We start from the raw sequence: 18,003 nt of genomic DNA on the forward strand, positions 1-18,003 counted from the left end.
TAATCTACCACACTAAAATTAATGATTAAAAGAATCCATGTATAAATAGTAAAAGGATCATCTGTCAGTTTCTTTTAATTTGTTTCCTTCTTTGTGAAATTAGTTAAATGTATCTTTGGAACGAATCTAGGTACCTTTTTCATATACTCGAGATATTCCTCACCAAACTCTTGAATCATGTTCTGTTCTTCTCTTTTTGCCAGTTTCCTGTACATAATCAGTAAAGTAGGCGCCATAATGAGTGTAATTAACGTTGGCCATTGAATCAGAAAACCGATAATTGCCACTCCGAAACCGGTGTATTGAGGATGGCGAATAAATCGGTAGATCCCATCCGTGACTAATTTTCCTTCCCCTGAATGTATTTTTCTCCAACCAATCCCGATAATAATCAATCCGCCAAAAATAAACACATTGCTTAAAGGGTGAAGAATATCAAATAAAATCGGAGATCCTCCTGCTACTGCCACCCATAGATGACCATTAATATGATTGAACGGATCAAGAACTGGATAATTCTTCCCAAGGATAGATGTCAGGATATAGATGGTCAGGGGATAACCAAACATTTCGCTGAACAAAGCGACCATAAACCCTGTAAATGCCCCCAAAGTTCTCCAGTCCCGTTTTGTCGTCGGTTTAAACACGGAGTAAGCAAACAGTCCGAAGAAAACGATGTTGAATAGGACAGCACCCCATAGACCGTACGCGTATTTTCCATCAGGCATGAGCAAATCTCCTCTTCATAAATAATCTATAAACCAGCTCATTGTTTCTTGTTTTATTTTTTTAGTTTTTCACAATAATCTTTCCTCTGAACATCCCCATCTGGCAGGTAAAGTCATAGGATCCTGTTTTCATGGGAGGGAGATCAACAATAACCTTTTCTCCAGCCGGCAGCGTCGCGCTTTTCTCAAATCCAGGAAAAATAACCATTCCGTCACAGGCTCCTGTCTCTATACGGGTAAACTCAAATCGAACCGGTTTCCCGCTCTGGACAACAATACGGGACGGATTATAGCCGTTTTTAACCAGGATCTTAGCCTCCTGAAAACCGGAAGCATTCGTTTCCGCAAGGCTTCCTCCTTTTTTCGGTCCCCAGAAGTACCAGGCGATCACACCAATTAATAACAGTCCAACAACTGTAACAAACCAATTCATTTGAATCATTCTCCCCTCTTTAATTAAATTTAAGTTTCAATTGTTTCAAACGGTTCGCGTTCAGGACAACAGTTAAAGAACTGAACGCCATGGCTGCTGCGGCAACCAGCGGCGATAACAGGATGCCCGTGAAGGGATAGAGCACACCCAAGGCAATGGGAATACCGATTGCATTGTAAATAAAGGCGCCGAATAAACCTTCGTAGATGTTTTTCATCGTGGCTCGGCTGACTCTAATAGCCCTAACAACCCCCTCCAGGCTCCCGGAAATGAGTGTGATATCACTTGCTTCAATGGCGACATCCGTTCCGGTTCCAATGGCAATACCGACATCGGCCTGTGTGAGTGCCGGTGCATCGTTAATGCCGTCGCCGACCATCGCCACTTTCTTCCCTTCTTCCTGAAGCCTGCGGACATTTTCCGCCTTATGCTGAGGAAGGACCTCCGCCAGGACCTGATCAATGCCCACCTGTTTGGCGATCGCGCGGGCCGTTCGCTCGTTGTCCCCGGTAATCATCACGACTTCCAGGCCCATTGATTTCAATTCATGAATAACGGAAAGCGAGTCCTTCTTGACGATATCGGCAACCGCAACGATGCCACCGGCTTCCCCATTGATCGCCAGGAACATCGGCGTCTTTCCCTGATCGGCCATCGAGGCAGCATAAGAGTTAAAGCCGTCCAGAGGAATCCCTTTTTCCTTCATCAGTTTTAAATTACCGAAATAGATCATTTTTCCATCGACCGTTCCTTCAACTCCATGTCCCGGAATCGCATTGAAGCCCTCACTCTTAACAGGCGTCAACCCTTTCTCCTTAGCCTTTTCCACAATAGCGGATGCCAGCGGATGTTCGGATCCCTGCTCAACCGAAGCGCTGATGAGAAGGAGTTCTTCCTCAGTAAATTTTCCAAGGGGAACGATATCCGTCAGTGAAGGCTTTCCTTCCGTTATCGTGCCGGTTTTATCCATGACGATCGTCCTTAGTTTCTGTGCGATTTGCAGCGCTTCTCCGGAGCGGATTAATATCCCGTTTTCCGCTCCTTTTCCAATACCGGTCGTCAGGGACATCGGTGTTGCCATTCCCAGCGCGCATGGGCAGGCAATAATTAAGGTCGTCACTGCAACAATCAACGCATATACCCATCCCGGCTGCGGCCCGAAATCATACCAGACGATATAGCCGAGTATGGCCGCAATAATGACACCCGGAGTGAAGATTGACGAAATCTGATCGACAACTTTCTGAACGGGAATACGCGATCCCTGGGCCTGCTTCACCATTTCCACAATATTGGCTAATGCCGAGTCCTTTTGTTCTTTGGTTACTTTGAATGTAAAACTTCCTGTTTTATTCAGCGTCCCTCCGAAAACTTCATCGCTGTCATTCTTTTCCACAGGTATAGATTCTCCGGTCAGCATCGACTCATCAATAGCTGAACTTCCTGAGACAACGGTTCCGTCTATGGCGACCTTTTCACCGGGACGGACAATAATTTGATCACCGATATTTATTTCCTCTAACGGTACCTTGACTTCTTTTCCATCCCTGACAACGTTGGCTGTCTGAGGCTGAAGGGCAACCAGTTTATTAATGGCTTCGGATGAACGTCCTTTAGCTTTTACTTCCAGCGCCGATCCAAGAACAACAAGCGCCGTAACAACTGTAGTGACATCATAGTAGACATCAGCCATTTCAGGTCTCGGAAAAATTTGCGGCCAGAACAGGGCGACCAGAGAATAGAGCCACGCCGCCGAAACACCGGTTGCGATCAGCGTGTTCATATTGGCGGAGCGCTGTTTCAAGCCTTCCCAGGTGCCAACGAAGAATTGACCACCGCTTCGGATCACGACGAACAAGGCGAGTATTCCCATGATTAACCTGGCCCACCACAGTTGCTGGCTTCCCATCGGAAGCAGCTCACGTAACCCAGGAAATAAATTAGGGTAAGAAACTAAAATAACAGGAACAGATACAGTAGCTGCCAGCCACCATTTCTTCATTAGCGACCGATATTCTAATTCCTCAGTTGATTCTCCTTGCTGACCTTGTTCTGGCTTGATGTGACCGGTCATCATCCCATGCTCATGATCTTGATGTTCATGCATGTGCTGTATTTTTTCAGCTTCCATTTTCAATTCTCCCCTCCAAAGTATTTAATAAATGAAAATCTAATGCTCAGTTTGTTTTCTATACTGTTGTTTCTTAGTAAGAGATATCCCTTATGCTATACCATCATTCATGGTGTCTATTTTAAGTATTTTATATCCAATGGGACTTCCTCTTGCATAAAGTAATGTTAAATGATAATCATGTAGATTCTGAGTTGAAAACGTGTAGAAACTGTTAATATCTAAAAAAAGGTTAAATTGAGCAATTGACATCTGCCCAATTTAACCTTTTTCATTTATAACCTCATCAAAAATATTGACTTTTCGTTGGGATCACTATGTTTCTCACGAAGCGTCCATCTTAATGTAATTTTCTTAAAGAACTTTTAAAATACATACTATTTTAATACATTTTCTCGCCTTAACGATTATTTCTGGGTTCGATATATTCTCCACGTTCATACAATGCCTTAATTTGTTCGGCTTCCAGTGTTTCAACTTTCAGCAAGGTTTGCGCGATCAGCTCCAGTTTATCACGGTGTTCCACCAGCAATTCCTTACAACGTGCATATTGTCTTTTAATGATTTGCTGCACCTCGGTGTCAATTTTGTAAGCAACCCGGTCACTAATATTTTGTTCATTTTGCATCATACCTAGAAAGGGCTGACTACCGTTATTTCCAAACTGCAAAGGACCGAGCTTCTCACTCATCCCCCACTCAGTCACCATGCGTCTTGCGATATTTGTAGCTCTCTGAAAATCATTGCTAGCTCCCGTAGATACTTCACCAAATGTGATCTCTTCAGCCACACGGCCACCAAGCAGGCCGGTGATCTGTTCCAGCAGTTCCGGTTTGGTCATTAAATGGCGATCTTCTTTAGGCAAAGAAATAGTGTACCCACCTGCCTGTCCACGTGGAATAATCGTCACTTTATGCACCTCATCGGCACCGTCTAGAGCTAGACCAATGATTGTATGCCCAGATTCATGATAGGCAACAATATTTTGTTCTTTTTTGGAAATGACACGTGATTTCTTTGCGACCCCTGCTATGACACGTTCAACTGCTTCATCAATATCCTCCATATCAATGACGATCTTGTTGGCGCGTGCAGCAACCAGTGCTGCTTCATTTAACAAGTTCTCTAAATCTGCTCCGGAAAATCCTGGTGTCAACTTAGCTACCGTTTTCAAATCAATATCTTTCGATAGCGGTTTGTTTCGTGCATGAACTCGAAGTACAGCCTCACGTCCATTCAGATCTGGACGGCTAACTGGAATTTGGCGATCAAAACGGCCTGGTCTCATCAAAGCGGGATCCAGAATATCCGGCCTGTTTGTCGCTGCAATGATTATGATTCCTTCATCGGCCGCAAAACCATCCATTTCAACGAGCAGCTGATTCAAAGTCTGTTCCCGTTCATCGTTTCCTCCGCCTAGACCGGCTCCTCGCTGGCGGCCGACGGCATCAATTTCGTCAATAAAGATAATACAAGGTGAATTTTTTTTTGCCTGTTCAAATAAATCACGAACCCTTGAAGCACCGACACCCACGAACATTTCAACAAAGTCAGAGCCGCTGATTGAAAAGAAGGGAACACCCGCTTCTCCGGCAACCGCACGCGCCAGCAATGTTTTCCCTGTTCCCGGAGGTCCTTCAAGTAAAACGCCTTTTGGTATTCTTGCACCCAAAGCAACAAATTTTCTCGGTTCTTTTAGAAAATCGACAATCTCAACTAATTCCTGCTTTTCTTCATCCGCACCCGCCACATCTTTAAACGTGACTTTATGATTATCCTCTTTATAAAGTTTAGCCTTACTTTTACCAACGCTCATCATTTGGCCGCCACCACGTGTACGATTCATGAGAAAGAAAACCAGCAAGAACATGAGAACAAATGGGATCAGTGAAGTAAGAAATACGACCCAACCAGGTGTACTTGCTTCTGGTTGAATAGTCAAATTGGATTGTTCAGCCAATGAAGTGATTTGATTGATTTCCTTTTCACTTGCCGGGACATAGGCTCTAAATGTCGTATTCTTTTTTCCATTATTCAAGCGGCCTGTTGCTGTATAGACACTCCCATCCGGCTGAAGCGTCAGTTCTCTGACATCCCCTTTGGCAAGATGTTGTTGAAAGGTACTGAAAGACATCGGTTCAACAATGTTGTTTGGACTGGTCAGCCATTTGGTCACGCCTGCAACAACCAGAACGATAAAGACATAAATGATCATATTTCTATAGACGCGTTTCATCCGTCTCCTCCACTCACGCATAAGGAACCCTGTATTTCAAAAGTGAAAGTCACTCTAATTTTCACCGTTCATCATTTAATTATCTGATGGAGATGTGAATTCTTTATGTAAAGCCACATCGGTGGCAGCTCTAAGTCACAGCGATAAGAGTATTCCCTTCACTCTTATCTGCAGAGTTCAACTTAACAACACCTGATTAAAATTCAGTTCTAACGGTTCTTTTGTTAAAAAGATTCTGTTTAGATCCTCTCCGTGTTCTCATTGATTGATTTTCCTTTTCTAAAATGGGACAAACATATTCTTCTCTTATTTTTTGCTTTTGCCAAGCTAAAGTCCCCGGTTGTGCTTTTTCATCTTTTGATTTTGTCAATCTACATTTCACCTCTTTTTACTGGTTTTATTATCTGTAATGATCAATGAAATCCTTATTAAATAGAGACGAAAAACCCGATTGAGTTTTCGTCCCTATAAAGAAAAGTCGAATTGAAACTTTTTTCAAGTCAATGATGATGTCCATTACCTTTCTTCATCATAGCCGGCATCATGAACAGATGCATCAACGGGCAAATAAGTACAGCCGCGAGTATGAGCAAACTATTTGATCCTGAAAATCCGCCTGTGAAAAACAGACCAATGATCACAGCTATTGGAATAATGAGGCAGACTGCCATCATAAGGTTATGATTGTGTTGATGAGTTCCATGAGCACTATGATTTTCATTTCCCTGATTTTGATTTTCGTGACCCTGACTGTTATGATCATGATTCCCGCAACAATTCATCAAAAATCCCTCCTCAATCTCGTTATGCTTGTTTACTTTTCAGCTGCTGAAGTTCTTTCCGCAACTGATCATTCTGTTCTTTTAACGCGTCAAATTCATTCTGTTTCTCATGAATATGCTGATGTGTGCTGTGTTGATGGCTTTCAGACTGATGACCTTCATGATTGTGATTTCCGCAACAAGACATAAAAAATTCCTCCTCGTAAACTTTGATTATTAATCCTTGTTTTTAAGCTGTTGAAGCTGTTCCCGCAAAAGATTATTCTGTTCTTTCAGGTCGTTCAATTCATTCGAGCTTTTTTGATGTTCAGAATGATCCGTTTCTGAATGATTTCCCTTCATCATCATAAACATCATCGGGAGCATCATAAGGGGACAAGCGAGTAATAGTAGCCAAGACCAGTCCATTGATTTCTTCCTCCTCTCATTCTTCAATAATGATTATAGGAAAGAAATGTGTGGAATCTGTGTGGAAAACATGTAGAAGGCGAGTAATTGTTGAAAAAATAAAAAAAGATTTACATATTACTCTTTGTTCCTGTAATGGAACCATAAATACAGGCTGCCAAAGAGGATCACAGGGCAGGCGACCCACATGCAGACTTTGAAAAAAATCCTCCCAAATGCAAGAAAACTCTCATGACCAAAAGCATTGGCTGAGAAGAGAAGGCAGGTTAGTCCAACGATAATTAAAAAAAGTGAAAAGAACCAATCAATTTTCTTCATTATTTCATCCCGTCCCTTCTCTGCTTTTTTTCATGAGTAAAGATCAATGTGAAAGTAGTCCCGACGCCCATTTGGCTATCAACTCGAACCGTTCCGTCCTGCATTTCAACGTATTTTTTGACGATAGACAGGCCTAATCCAGTCCCCCCGTATTCACGCGCACGTGATTTCTCCACTCGATAAAATCGTTCAAAGATATAAGGCAACTCTTCTTTAGGAATACCAATGCCTGTGTCTGATACGGAAAGGACAGTTGCTTCTTTCTTCCCGGTCAGTCGTACAAGAACGCTGCCCTTCTCCGTATAACGGATGGCATTCTCAAGTAAATTTAACAGCACCTGTTCCATCCGTTTACGATCTCCTCGAATAAGAGGAACCTGATCTTGTAAATCCAGCTGTAAGCTTAGTCGTTTACTTTCTGCTTTAAGTTTAACTTTCTGAACAGTTGTTTTTATGGTTATCTTCAGATCCATCCATTCCATATTAAGTTTGATCTGTCCTTCCTCCATTTTCGAGAGGTCAAACAGGTCATTAATCAAATGTTCGAGACGAACGGATTCTTGATATATAATGGAAAGGTACTGTTTTTTTTCTTTATCAGAATCAACTAATCCATCTGTCAGAACTTTAGCATAACCCTGAAGATAAGTGACTGGGGTTCGAAGTTCATGTGAAATGTTTGAGAAAAACGCTCGCCGCGTATCTCGATATCTTTGCAAACTTGCAGCCAGATCATTAATGGAGTGCCCGAGCATACCGATTTCATCTCGACTCCCGACCTGAAGTCTTGTATCCCAGTTTCCTTTTGCCATTTTATCGGTCATTTGCTGCATTCGAAGCAGTGGACGAGAAAGCAGTTTACTCATGATAAGAATCATACCTAAAGCGAGAAAAAACGCGCCAAGTCCAGAAAGCACCAACAAATTTCGAAGTCTCTGCAAAGAATCGTCTATTTTTTTCATGGAAGAGACAATATAAATCGCAGACCCAGTCGTTTTCCCTATTTGTATGGGTTTACCTACAACATAAAACCGGTTTCCATGAACATCATGGTTTTGAAAAGCTACAGAATGACCGGATAGCAGGCGCCGGGTATCGCGTGACCGTATAAAAGACAGATTCGGCTGTTTCTCCCCTGGAAGCGTCAAAATCCTTCCTTCATCATTCAACCAGAAGACCTTTACATCTGAAAATTTAGCAAAAGCTCGAATCATTGATTGTGAAGAAGTATCATTGGATTCTGCCATGGTTGCAAAGTGTGCAGCAATTTCCTGTGTATTGTCCTTCATTTGAGCATCATAGAAATTTGTGAACAATCGATCAACAGCAAGACCGGAGGATACGAGAATCACAATCATCAGTACGATAACAGCCGCGCCCAATTTCAGCCCGATTCGATTGATACTCATGATTTTCCGACCTCTGCCTCAAATTTATAACCGACTCCCCAACTTGTCTGAATCGGGTTATAGACTAATCCGGATCTCTTTAATTTCTCTCTGATATTTTTAACGTGGATATCGACAACCCGCGCATCCCCTTCAAAATCATAACCCCATATTTGTTCGATCAACTGTTCACGAGACAGAACACGTCCTTTATTTTTGGCCAGCGTAGCAAAAAGGTCAAATTCTTTATGGGTTAAATCCACCGATTGATCATGAACAAAAACCTGGCGTCCGTCTCTATCAATCGTTAGTGCTGGAAAATTCAGCACATCGTTATTTGTTTTTTCGGTAGAGGTCGAGGATGCGCGGCGAATCAGCGCATGAACGCGGGCAATTAATTCCTCTGGATCAAAGGGTTTTGTCAGATAATCATCAGCCCCGAGTTCCAGCCCCTGGACCTTTTCTTTTGTCTCACCTAGAGCCGTTAACATCAGAATAGGAACGGATTGTGTCTTCCGAATCGACTGGCACACCTCCCAACCATCCATATTGGGCATCATCACGTCAAGGATGACCAAGTCAAAGGAGTGATTTTTAATTTTCAGCATCGCTTCATTGCCATCCGCTGCCTCAACGGTATTGAAACCTTCTTTAGATAAGTAGATGCGTAGCAAATTGCGCAACTTCCAGTCATCATCCACCATTAAGACTTGTAATTTCTTCATACTCATCACCTTCTCTCATCATACAGCAAATTTTCCAGATTACATATATTAACAAATTGAAATCATGCGTAGCATACATCCTAGTTTCTTTTTTAAATCCAGTGATACTTAAAAAAAAAAACTGGATCTCTTCCTATGGATTGTTTGATTAGAAAACGGACTTATTTTTCCACTTTTTTAATAACTTCCTATGACATACACTTAATAAAATCATGCCTATAACAATCCACATCAAAATAAATAAAGCGGCATGTAGAAAAAAGGCTTCCGGGAGGATCGTGATCACAGGATCTGTAACCGGATCGAACAGCCAGTAATTATTTCTAAAAAAAGCCTTGTGAAACAAAGTGAAGGATGCATCAAAGTTTAAAGTGAAAGCAGTTAAAGTAACGATAATGAAGAACAGAAGAATGAAAGACGCTTTTTTCAGAACACTGATCATTCCATGCTTAATACCGCAATACAGGCCAGCCACACTAACTAAACCTGTGATGATAAAGAGCAGCTCAATTGAAGTGAAGATCCTTTTGACATCCCCAAAATGAATTTGTCCGCGAACTGAGTAAGGCAGGGATGGAAGCTTAAAGGATTGAGGCCTTGGATCGAAAAGATATTGAATCATGTAATTATAGTTTTCCACAATTCTAGCTGTGCTGATACCCGCGATCTTGTCAATACCAAGATACCAAATATCGAAATAGTACAGAGGTTTAAAGAGCAGAGCAAGCTCTATTGACAGGAAAATAATAAACAACGCAAGATTGATGGCAAGCAGGGACTGAAATACACTGGATTTTTTGAAATGCATCCGCACACACACCCATATGAAATATTTTGATCTGAACCACATAAGCCTGAAGAAGTGTAAAAATAGTGGATTCGTATTTCTGTCAGGAAAAGGACTAAGCCTCTCTTTTACGGCTTAGTCCTGAACAGAATTTCATAGACGACCATTAAATTGAAAGCGAACCGTAGTTTTGTAATCAATTTATTGACAATCGAATTTATCTGCTTCTTCTCATGATCCTTCCAAAACTTTTGAATTTGACTTTTGGTGGAGAATTATTTTTTGGGATTGAAATTCTTGAATTTTTAGGAAAAACTTTACTCGTTCCTTGACCCGTATCTGATTTCAAGATTTTCCCCGTATTTCTCTCAACCGAATTAATCGCCTGTCCTACATCTTTTGTAACGCTATTCCTTATTCTTGAGAATGTACTTGAAAACGAGTTCGAGTTATTCCCGGAGCTGCTACGCTTAATAATCGAACCGGTTGTCTGCTTCGTTATTGGAGGGATCGTTTTCTTTTCGCTGGCGGTAGGGGGCTGATACTTTACCATTGGCCGAATTGTATTACCATCCGTATAGCCACGATAATTACCTAGAGCGCCTTTTCCCAATTGATACAATCGATCCAAGAGAACGGCAGACAGATAGCCTTTCAAAAACGACGAACTGTAATTGTTGCGAACAAATTCTTTATTACTTACTTCAATCAGGGTATTATCGGGGTTCTTTTTGTCTCTTTGAAGATCATATAATTCATCAGAATAGACAAGGAACATTTGCTGGTTGTCGTTTCTTGAGATCTGATCCGGCTTCTTTTGGTCGCTTAGTTTCTTGGCTACTTCTGGAACCGACTGTTTGTCAGCCTGATAAATATAGGACTCCTGATTTCCGTTTTTGGATACGGAGGTCAGCGGATAGCCACCGGTAACGGCTAGCTGTCCGGAGCCGGATGCGGAGCATCCGGTTAAAAGGGAAGCCCCGAGTACAATAGCCAATACAATTTTTATGCTGTTTGACAATCGCTTAATCATATTTAACGCTTCCTTTTTTTCATGACTGAATGATCCTGACGTCCATTGGCAGGACATCCTCTCCCTCATACAACATCATCTGGCCAGCCTGCCATTCGATTCGCAGTAGTTTCCAGTTATCTGATTGAAAGTCCCAAAGATAACGTTCACTAGAGGATGCAAAAGGCGTATCACCTGAAGAATGGGCTGCGCCTACCGCTTGATCTTCCATATGATACAATGCCCCTTCCATTTCAATGGTCGTTGGAATCTCATTAATATCTTCCAGACGTCCATCAATCGCTTCATAAAGAGACAGCTCCAGTTTTTCCCTCTTAGCAACCCGTAAATATTTGATCGTACTCCCATCCTTTATCGTAAAAAAAGCTTCCTGGCGTTGCGGGAATAACACTCGACCCGCAACGGTATAACTATTAAGTGAAAGATCAACAATATCACCAATAGATAAAGTGTAAGGAGTTTTTTCTTCAATCGGTGGTTCTGGCTTCTTTACTAAATTGATGATTCGATGAAATAGGGACATTTTTTATCTCCTTTCAACTTGTAAAAATAAAACCGACAGCCGTCTTTTGTAATTTTCTCGGCGTGCCGGCTCATTGATTTGCCTATTGTTATCCCTTATTTTTTATGCTGTTCGATGAGCTGTGCCAGTTCATCTTCGACCTTCTTGTCCTTCCCCAAATTTTCAAACTCTTCATCGATGGATTTTTCTTTTTTATAGACTTCCCCGCTTGCTTCCGCCTCGGCTTCTAGCTGCAATGTTTTTTCTTCCATACGTTTCAGTCCGGCCATCGCTGTATTGGAATCAAAGCCAGACATGGTGTCATTAATCTTTTTCTGCGCCTCGGCGGCGTTAACACGTGCGACAAGAGTTTCCCGTTTATCCTTCAGCTCGGCAACCTGCTTTCGCATCTCGTCTAGTTTTTGACGAAGATTTTCTGCAGACACCTGATTTTGTTCGTAGCGTTCCTTGTACTCAGTCATTTTTCGTTCAGCGTTTTGCTTATCCTCGATAACTCTTCGTGCCAGATCCAAGTCTCCTGTTTCAACAGCTAGGTGTGACTGTTCTTCACGTTTAGCCACAAGAGCTTTTTGTTCCTCGTAAAGGGCCTTGAATTTTTTTTCAAGAGCAATTTGTGCAGCGACTCCCCGTTCAGCTTCTTGTAAGTCCTCCTGCATATCACGCAGGTACTGGTCGGTCATTTTAACTGGATCTTCTGCCTTTTCGATCACAGCATAAATATTTGAAACGGTAAGGTCACGCAGTCTTTTAAATAGTGACATTCAATGAAACCTCCTGATTGTTTTTCATGTCGATATCGGATCCCCTTAAAAGGGTGACCAACACTTTTTTTACCTTATTGACAAGTACATTCGTCATTTGTTGTTTTGTATCAACTACCCCTCCTTCTCTACTGCAATAAGATTACACGTTAAATGTGTAGAAACCATGTAAAAGTGATATTTCTCTAGAAGTTGATAAATTCAAATAAAGTTGTTTACTAGGAGAACTGTGAAGTAGCATTTTTCTGGTGTATAATTAGCCATTCAAGAAAACAGTTGTTTGCTAATGTTGACATACTCGTATTTAACCACGGGTTTCATGACAAAAAACCAGCTAATATCTTGTCAAGGTATTTCTATTAAAATATAAAAGATCGTGTGAAACTGAAAATGTGTACGCCAAATAACCCTCCATATATTGGAAATATTTGGTGGTATACTTGTTTTAGGTTATATCCTGGAAGGGCTCTTTACGTTTTAATAACGCGTAAATCCAATGAGGAATCTTATTTACACAGGCTATTAAGCGACTTTATAGGACTTTCCTTCTTCTCATTTTTTCTGATAAAAGGCACTCATCTTTTTATTAAAAGAGCGTCTTAATCCGATCTGGACGGCTAAGCACAAAGCACGGCGTAGGCGCTTAGAACCTCGTTTGGTGATTCTATTGTTGTTGGCTGTGAACTTACCAGACGAATAAACGCTAGGATCTACGCCGGCAAAGGCAACAAGTTTTTTCGCATGATTAAGCCGGCCAATCTCTCCGATTTCAGATAAAATCATGGCAGCGATTTTTAGGACCAATACCGGGGATCGACTGGATAATCCGATACTCTTCGCTTTCTTGAGCGAAGATTCTGGAGCCCATTATAGACCGTTACATAAAAAGCTGATTATTCCTTCTCAAGTCAGGAACAACCAGCTTCATATATTTTTTATTTATCTTATATTTTGTTGCAGATTACACGTTTTTAATTCTTAAGACACGCATAGCGTTAAGTACTGCTAATAGGGTTACGCCGACATCTGAAAATACGGCTTCCCACATGGTCGCAATCCCCACTGCACCAAGAATAAGGAAGATTCCCTTTACTCCCATGGCAAAGATAATATTTTGCCATACAATACGACGTGTACGTTTAGCTATATTGATTGCTGTTGCAATTTTAGAAGGTTCGTCTGTCATAATAACGACGTCTGCAGCTTCAATCGCTGCATCGGACCCTAATCCTCCCATTGCTATACCTACATCAGCTCTGGCTAATACAGGAGTATCGTTAATACCATCTCCGACAAAAACAAGCTTTTCCTTCGCTGTTTTTTGTTGATCGAGTTTTTCTATCTCATCAACTTTTTGGTCAGGTAATAGTTCTGCATGTATTTCATCCAGTCCAAGCTGACGACCAACTGCCTCGCCTACGGATTTGGCATCGCCAGTCAACATAACCGTTTTCTTAATCCCTAATGCCTTTAGCTTCTGAATCGCACTGGCTGAGTCTTCTTTAACTTCATCCGAGATAACGATGTATCCCCCATATTTTTTATCAATCGCAACATGTATGAGAGTACCGACAACGGATTTTTGTTCAAAGGCAATGTGCTCTCTGTTCATGAGTTTGGCATTACCGGCTAAAATTTCTTTCCCATCGACGGTCACTTGAATACCATGGCCCGATATTTCATTGTAGTCTTGAATGCGACTTTCATTGATTTCTTTTCCATACGCTTTTTGAATCGACAGGGCGATCGGATGACTAGAGTGGATTTCTGCGAAAGCTGCATACTCTAATAATTTCTCTGCCGTAAGACCGTTCTCCGGTTGAATGTTTGTAACGTCAAAGACACCCTTAGTCAATGTTCCGGTCTTATCGAAAACGACATATTTGACATCGTTCAATGCTTCAAGATAATTGCTCCCTTTTACGAGAACACCACTTTTAGATGCTCCCCCGATACCCCCAAAGAAGCCCAAAGGTATGGAAACAACCAGGGCACATGGACAAGAGATCACTAAGAAGACAAGGGCACGATAAATCCACTCAGAGAAGGTTGCCCCTTGTATCACCAAAGGTGGAATAAAAGCTAAAGCCGCAGCCGCAATTACGACGACAGGCGTGTAATAACGAGCGAATTTCGTAATAAAGTTTTCTGTGGGTGCTTTTTTGCTGCTGGCATTTTGGACTAAGTCCAAAATTTTTGCAACGGTCGATTCACCATAAACTTTGGTTACTTCTACCGTTAAGAGACCATTTTTATTAATAAATCCACCGAGCACGTCGTTGCCTACTTCAATTTCTCTTGGAACAGATTCCCCGGTCAGAGCTGATGTATCAACCATCGAACGACCATCTATAACTTTTCCATCAAGAGGCACTTTTTCACCAGGCTTAATCATAATGACATCGCCAACGCTGATGTCCTCAGGTGCAACTTTTTTGATGTCATTATTCACTTTTAGATTAGCGTAATCCGGACGAATGTCCATTAGTGCACTGATCGACTTGCGTGAGCGATTGACAGCAATGCCCTGAAACAGTTCTCCGATTTGATAAAAGAGCATAACAGCCACACCTTCAGGAAACTGTCCAACAGCAAAAGCCCCTAGAGTCGCTATCGTCATTAAGAAATTTTCATCAAATACTTGTCCTCTGAGGATGTTTCTAAAAGCCCGATAAACGATATCGCCACCGATGATGGCATAGGCGATCACAAACAGCGAAACATCCAAAATGAAAGGAATGGGTGAGAGAGCTGCAATAGCTGTCAACGCCCCACTCACCGCTAAACGAATAATCAGTTGTTGTGTATTACTGCTCTCATGATCATGACTGTGTTCATCACTCTTACCCTTAGATCCCAAGGTAACTTTGACCTCAGGTTCAACGCGTGTTACAGTTTGCTTAATGTCATCGATCAACTTATCTGTTTTTACCGCACCTGTAGGTTCGACAAACAATTTTTGTGTTGCAAAATCAACAGTTGAAGTTTTTATTCCATTAATTTTCCCCACTGCTCTTTCAATCTTTTTAGCACAACTCGCACAATCGATGCCTTCCAAATATATTGGAGCCATTACTACCTTCTTTTCGATCCTTTTTTCAGTATCTGTAGCATTTTTATTTATTTTTGCTTCTGGTGTACTCAATTGAATTCCTCCCTTCTCCACATTATTTATTCTTTGATATGATCATAAGCCTGAACTAAAATCTGCATCACATGCTGATCTGCCAGTGAGTAGTAAACGACTTTTCCTTCTTTCCGGTTCTTGACCAATTTCGCTTGCTTAAGGATGCGTAATTGGTGAGAAATGGCAGACTGTGTCATATCCAGCAAATATGCCATATCGCAAACACACATTTCAGATTGATACAGTGCACGCAGCAGACGAATTCTCGTACGATCACCAAATATTTTAAACAGATCAGCCACATTTTCTAAGTCTTCATCGTTTGACATAGCTTTGCTTACTTTTTGAACGACGTCTTTATGAATAATGGTCTGTTCACAAATTTCCACATCAATGTTTGAACCCATTTTTGTTCTTACCACGAGAACACCACCTTTTTAATGAAATATATGAGCAACTATTCAAATGAAAGGTACAAAATTATCATTTTCTCTTTTCATATAAAGTGTTAACCAATTTTTGTTCCACATTCCTGACAAAATTTTGCACCGTTTTCAATAGGCGACTTACAACTCGGACAAACCGCTATTGATTGTAGGTTATTTCCACATTCATAACAAAACTTGGCGGTAGCACTGTTAGAAGCACCGCATTTTTGACAGACAATTACACGGGAATCATTGTGAAAAACGTTGGGTCTGTCGTTTTGGTAGGGTGGATAATCACTATAATGGTCGTTGCGACGATGGTCATGCTCTTCATCATGATGATTATCACCACGATAACCATATCTACGGCGATCGTGGTGTTTTCCATGATGATCGTCGTCGCGATCTCCAAATAAACGCTCAAAAAAATCTGACATTTTTATGCCCCCTCGTTTATTCAACTTTGTAATCACTTGCGTTAATTATCTTTAATGATCATACACATGAACGTATGATCATATGTTCAATTAAATTATATCTCATACAATTGATTTGTCAATTTCAATTGTATTTTTTCTTGTCAGACTAGCTTTCCATAAAAGGAAATGATCATTTTACAGGTTTATTAAAGCTTAAGAATGTGCCAGAACGGTCGCTATTGTTAGCGTTGGGCAACACTTTTTCATGTCAATTAATTTTGTATCATCATCAAAAATGGTTGCTGTAGACACACATGGGTTTGGGTTGTTAAGATGAACGGAATGGTTGGAAAGAAGGCGCTAACATGATACAAGAAAAATACATGAACTTAAAGCGTGGAGAACGAGGAGCAATCATCAGCATTGTTGCGTATCTCTGCTTATCAAGTTTAAAACTCTTTATCAGTTTTTCGACTGGATCACAAGCACTTAGAGCTGATGGGTTAAATAATTCAACTGACATTATTGCCTCCCTTGCTGTACTCATTGGATTGAGACTATCTCAGCGTCCAGCTGACAGCGATCATCTCTACGGTCATTGGAAAAGCGAAACCATAGCATCCATGGTCGCTTCCTTTATCATGATGGCTGTAGGATTACAAGTGTTGCTCGACGGTATTTTATCCATGTTCCAAAGGAATGAAGAAGCACCTGATATTATTGCTGCTTGGACAGGGCTGTTTTGTGCGGCTGTAATGTTTTTTGTTTATCGATATAACAAAAATCTGGCGACAAAAACAAATAGTCTATCGGTTATGGCTGCAGCAACGGATAATCTCTCAGACGCTTGGGTCAGCATCGGAACATCCGTTGGAATATTTGGTTCCCAGTTTAATCTTCCTTGGCTTGACATACTGACCGCTATTTCCGTAGGAATCCTTATTTGTAAGACAGCCTGGGATATTTTTAGAGAATCCTCCTATAACCTGTCTGATGGATTCGATGAAAAAAAGATTAACGCTTATCAAAAATCAATTTTGTCCGTTAATGGAGTTGAAGAAATTAGGAATATAAAAGCAAGAAATTACGGTAATAATGCAGTTGTTGATCTTGTCATTATCGTTGATCATAATTCTGCACTAACAGATGCTCATGAAATCTCAACCCAAGTTGAGCAGGTATTGATCAAAAAATATGGGATTTATGAGGTTAATGTCCACGTCGAACCTAAACCGATTGTAACTGGATAATTTTGAATAGGCGTCCTTATATAATTAGTCGTTTGAAAGAAGCATATACCTTTGAACCGGTTATATGGTTACTGCAGGTCGAGTCCCCAGGTTTATGTCGCAAGACAATTTAATAATGAGACAATGAAGTACGTTCCTAGACTTCATTCGTCTCAACATATACAATAAAAAGCAAGGGTAAGAAGGTGTTCATTTGGAGAATGAGCTTAGATATCATCTAATCACAGGAAAAGATGATGCAAATTTTTGTAAGAGAATTTCTAAATTGCTTGATGAAGGTTATAAATTGTATGGATCTCCATCAAGCACATTTGATGGAGAAGACGTAATTGTAGCCCAAGCTGTTATCTCACAGAAGCAAGTAATCTCTCAAACTGACGTTCCAATATGATCCACATTAACTAAATCACCATTTTCATCGTTAAGCGATCATTACACTGCATGAATCAAAAAAAGTAATCCACACGTTTGTGCTCCTGTCGTGGATTGCTTTTTTCAACAGTTCTTAGCTCAGCAAGATATATTA

The 18,003-nt window shown here is 41.0% G+C and carries 19 protein-coding genes and 1 pseudogene; 2 read left to right on the top strand and 18 right to left on the bottom strand.

Going from position 1 to position 18,003, the window contains the following annotated elements; all coding sequences use genetic code 11:
- Positions 1–74: 74 nt before the first annotated feature.
- The 18 genes and pseudogenes from NOM01_RS10040 to NOM01_RS10125 form a co-directional block, all read right to left on the bottom strand.
- A complete protein-coding gene (locus NOM01_RS10040) occupies positions 75–728 on the bottom strand; it encodes a methyltransferase family protein (protein ID WP_010027497.1) in 654 nt (217 codons plus the stop codon).
- Positions 729–789: 61 nt separating this feature from the next.
- Positions 790–1,161 carry a cupredoxin domain-containing protein gene (locus tag NOM01_RS10045; RefSeq protein ID WP_010026851.1) on the bottom strand — a complete coding sequence of 124 codons (372 nt, stop codon included), beginning with the start codon at positions 1,159–1,161 and terminating at the stop codon, positions 790–792.
- A gap of 19 nt (positions 1,162–1,180) precedes the next feature.
- Positions 1,181–3,292: a copper-translocating P-type ATPase gene (locus NOM01_RS10050; RefSeq protein WP_255748377.1), complete on the bottom strand. Its 2,112-nt coding sequence runs from the start codon at positions 3,290–3,292 to the stop codon at positions 1,181–1,183.
- A 400-nt stretch (positions 3,293–3,692) separates the two neighbouring features.
- Positions 3,693–5,528: an ATP-dependent zinc metalloprotease FtsH gene (gene ftsH, locus NOM01_RS10055; RefSeq protein WP_188804639.1), complete on the bottom strand. Its 1,836-nt coding sequence runs from the start codon at positions 5,526–5,528 to the stop codon at positions 3,693–3,695.
- A 196-nt stretch (positions 5,529–5,724) separates the two neighbouring features.
- Positions 5,725–5,898: a hypothetical protein gene (locus tag NOM01_RS10060; protein ID WP_157800384.1), complete on the bottom strand. Its 174-nt coding sequence runs from the start codon at positions 5,896–5,898 to the stop codon at positions 5,725–5,727.
- Between the two features lie 130 nt (positions 5,899–6,028).
- The gene (locus NOM01_RS10065) at positions 6,029–6,310 is read right to left on the bottom strand and encodes a DUF2933 domain-containing protein (RefSeq protein ID WP_010025840.1); all 282 of its coding nucleotides are present in this window, start codon (positions 6,308–6,310) and stop codon (positions 6,029–6,031) included.
- A 22-nt stretch (positions 6,311–6,332) separates the two neighbouring features.
- Entirely contained in the window at positions 6,333–6,497 is a 165-nt protein-coding gene (locus tag NOM01_RS10070; protein WP_010025839.1) for a hypothetical protein, read from the bottom strand.
- 29 nt (positions 6,498–6,526) lie between these two features.
- Positions 6,527–6,718 (bottom strand): hypothetical protein, encoded by a 192-nt coding sequence (locus tag NOM01_RS10075; protein ID WP_010025838.1) that lies wholly within the window; start codon positions 6,716–6,718, stop codon positions 6,527–6,529.
- 317 nt (positions 6,719–7,035) lie between these two features.
- Positions 7,036–8,445, bottom strand: coding sequence for a sensor histidine kinase (locus tag NOM01_RS10080; RefSeq protein WP_010025835.1), 1,410 nt, complete (start codon positions 8,443–8,445; stop codon positions 7,036–7,038).
- Complete coding sequence (locus tag NOM01_RS10085; RefSeq protein WP_370646039.1) at positions 8,442–9,149, bottom strand: response regulator transcription factor; 708 nt, start codon at positions 9,147–9,149, stop codon at positions 8,442–8,444. The genes NOM01_RS10080 and NOM01_RS10085 overlap by 4 nt, the downstream gene beginning before the upstream one ends.
- Before the next feature lie 148 nt (positions 9,150–9,297).
- Positions 9,298–9,957: a TIGR01906 family membrane protein gene (locus tag NOM01_RS10090; RefSeq protein ID WP_255748378.1), complete on the bottom strand. Its 660-nt coding sequence runs from the start codon at positions 9,955–9,957 to the stop codon at positions 9,298–9,300.
- A 196-nt stretch (positions 9,958–10,153) separates the two neighbouring features.
- On the bottom strand, positions 10,154–11,026 hold the full coding sequence (locus tag NOM01_RS10095) for a DUF4247 domain-containing protein (protein WP_255748379.1): 873 nt from the start codon (positions 11,024–11,026) through the stop codon (positions 10,154–10,156).
- Positions 10,989–11,492 carry a DUF4178 domain-containing protein gene (locus tag NOM01_RS10100; protein WP_010025831.1) on the bottom strand — a complete coding sequence of 168 codons (504 nt, stop codon included), beginning with the start codon at positions 11,490–11,492 and terminating at the stop codon, positions 10,989–10,991. Before NOM01_RS10100 ends, NOM01_RS10095 begins: the two co-directional genes overlap by 38 nt.
- A gap of 95 nt (positions 11,493–11,587) precedes the next feature.
- Positions 11,588–12,253, bottom strand: coding sequence for a PspA/IM30 family protein (locus NOM01_RS10105; protein WP_010025830.1), 666 nt, complete (start codon positions 12,251–12,253; stop codon positions 11,588–11,590).
- Positions 12,254–12,698: 445 nt separating this feature from the next.
- A pseudogene (locus NOM01_RS10110) lies at positions 12,699–13,103 on the bottom strand (transposase); the annotation flags it as partial.
- 111 nt (positions 13,104–13,214) lie between these two features.
- Positions 13,215–15,344, bottom strand: a complete 2,130-nt coding sequence (locus tag NOM01_RS10115; RefSeq protein WP_370646049.1) for a heavy metal translocating P-type ATPase — start codon at positions 15,342–15,344, stop codon at positions 13,215–13,217.
- Between the two features lie 80 nt (positions 15,345–15,424).
- Entirely contained in the window at positions 15,425–15,787 is a 363-nt protein-coding gene (locus NOM01_RS10120) for an ArsR/SmtB family transcription factor (RefSeq protein WP_029548228.1), read from the bottom strand.
- Positions 15,788–15,888: 101 nt separating this feature from the next.
- A complete protein-coding gene (locus NOM01_RS10125; protein ID WP_010025826.1) occupies positions 15,889–16,245 on the bottom strand; it encodes a zinc ribbon domain-containing protein in 357 nt (118 codons plus the stop codon).
- 347 nt (positions 16,246–16,592) lie between these two features.
- Between NOM01_RS10125 and NOM01_RS10130 the strand changes: the two genes are divergently transcribed.
- Positions 16,593–17,477 (top strand): cation diffusion facilitator family transporter, encoded by an 885-nt coding sequence (locus tag NOM01_RS10130; protein ID WP_010025825.1) that lies wholly within the window; start codon positions 16,593–16,595, stop codon positions 17,475–17,477.
- 193 nt (positions 17,478–17,670) lie between these two features.
- A complete protein-coding gene (locus NOM01_RS10135; protein ID WP_010025824.1) occupies positions 17,671–17,868 on the top strand; it encodes a DUF1737 domain-containing protein in 198 nt (65 codons plus the stop codon).
- Positions 17,869–18,003 lie beyond the last annotated feature (135 nt).

It is taken from the genome of Sporolactobacillus sp. STSJ-5, assembly GCF_024385605.1.
In the GTDB taxonomy this organism is placed as follows: Bacteria; Bacillota; Bacilli; order Bacillales; family Sporolactobacillaceae; genus Sporolactobacillus.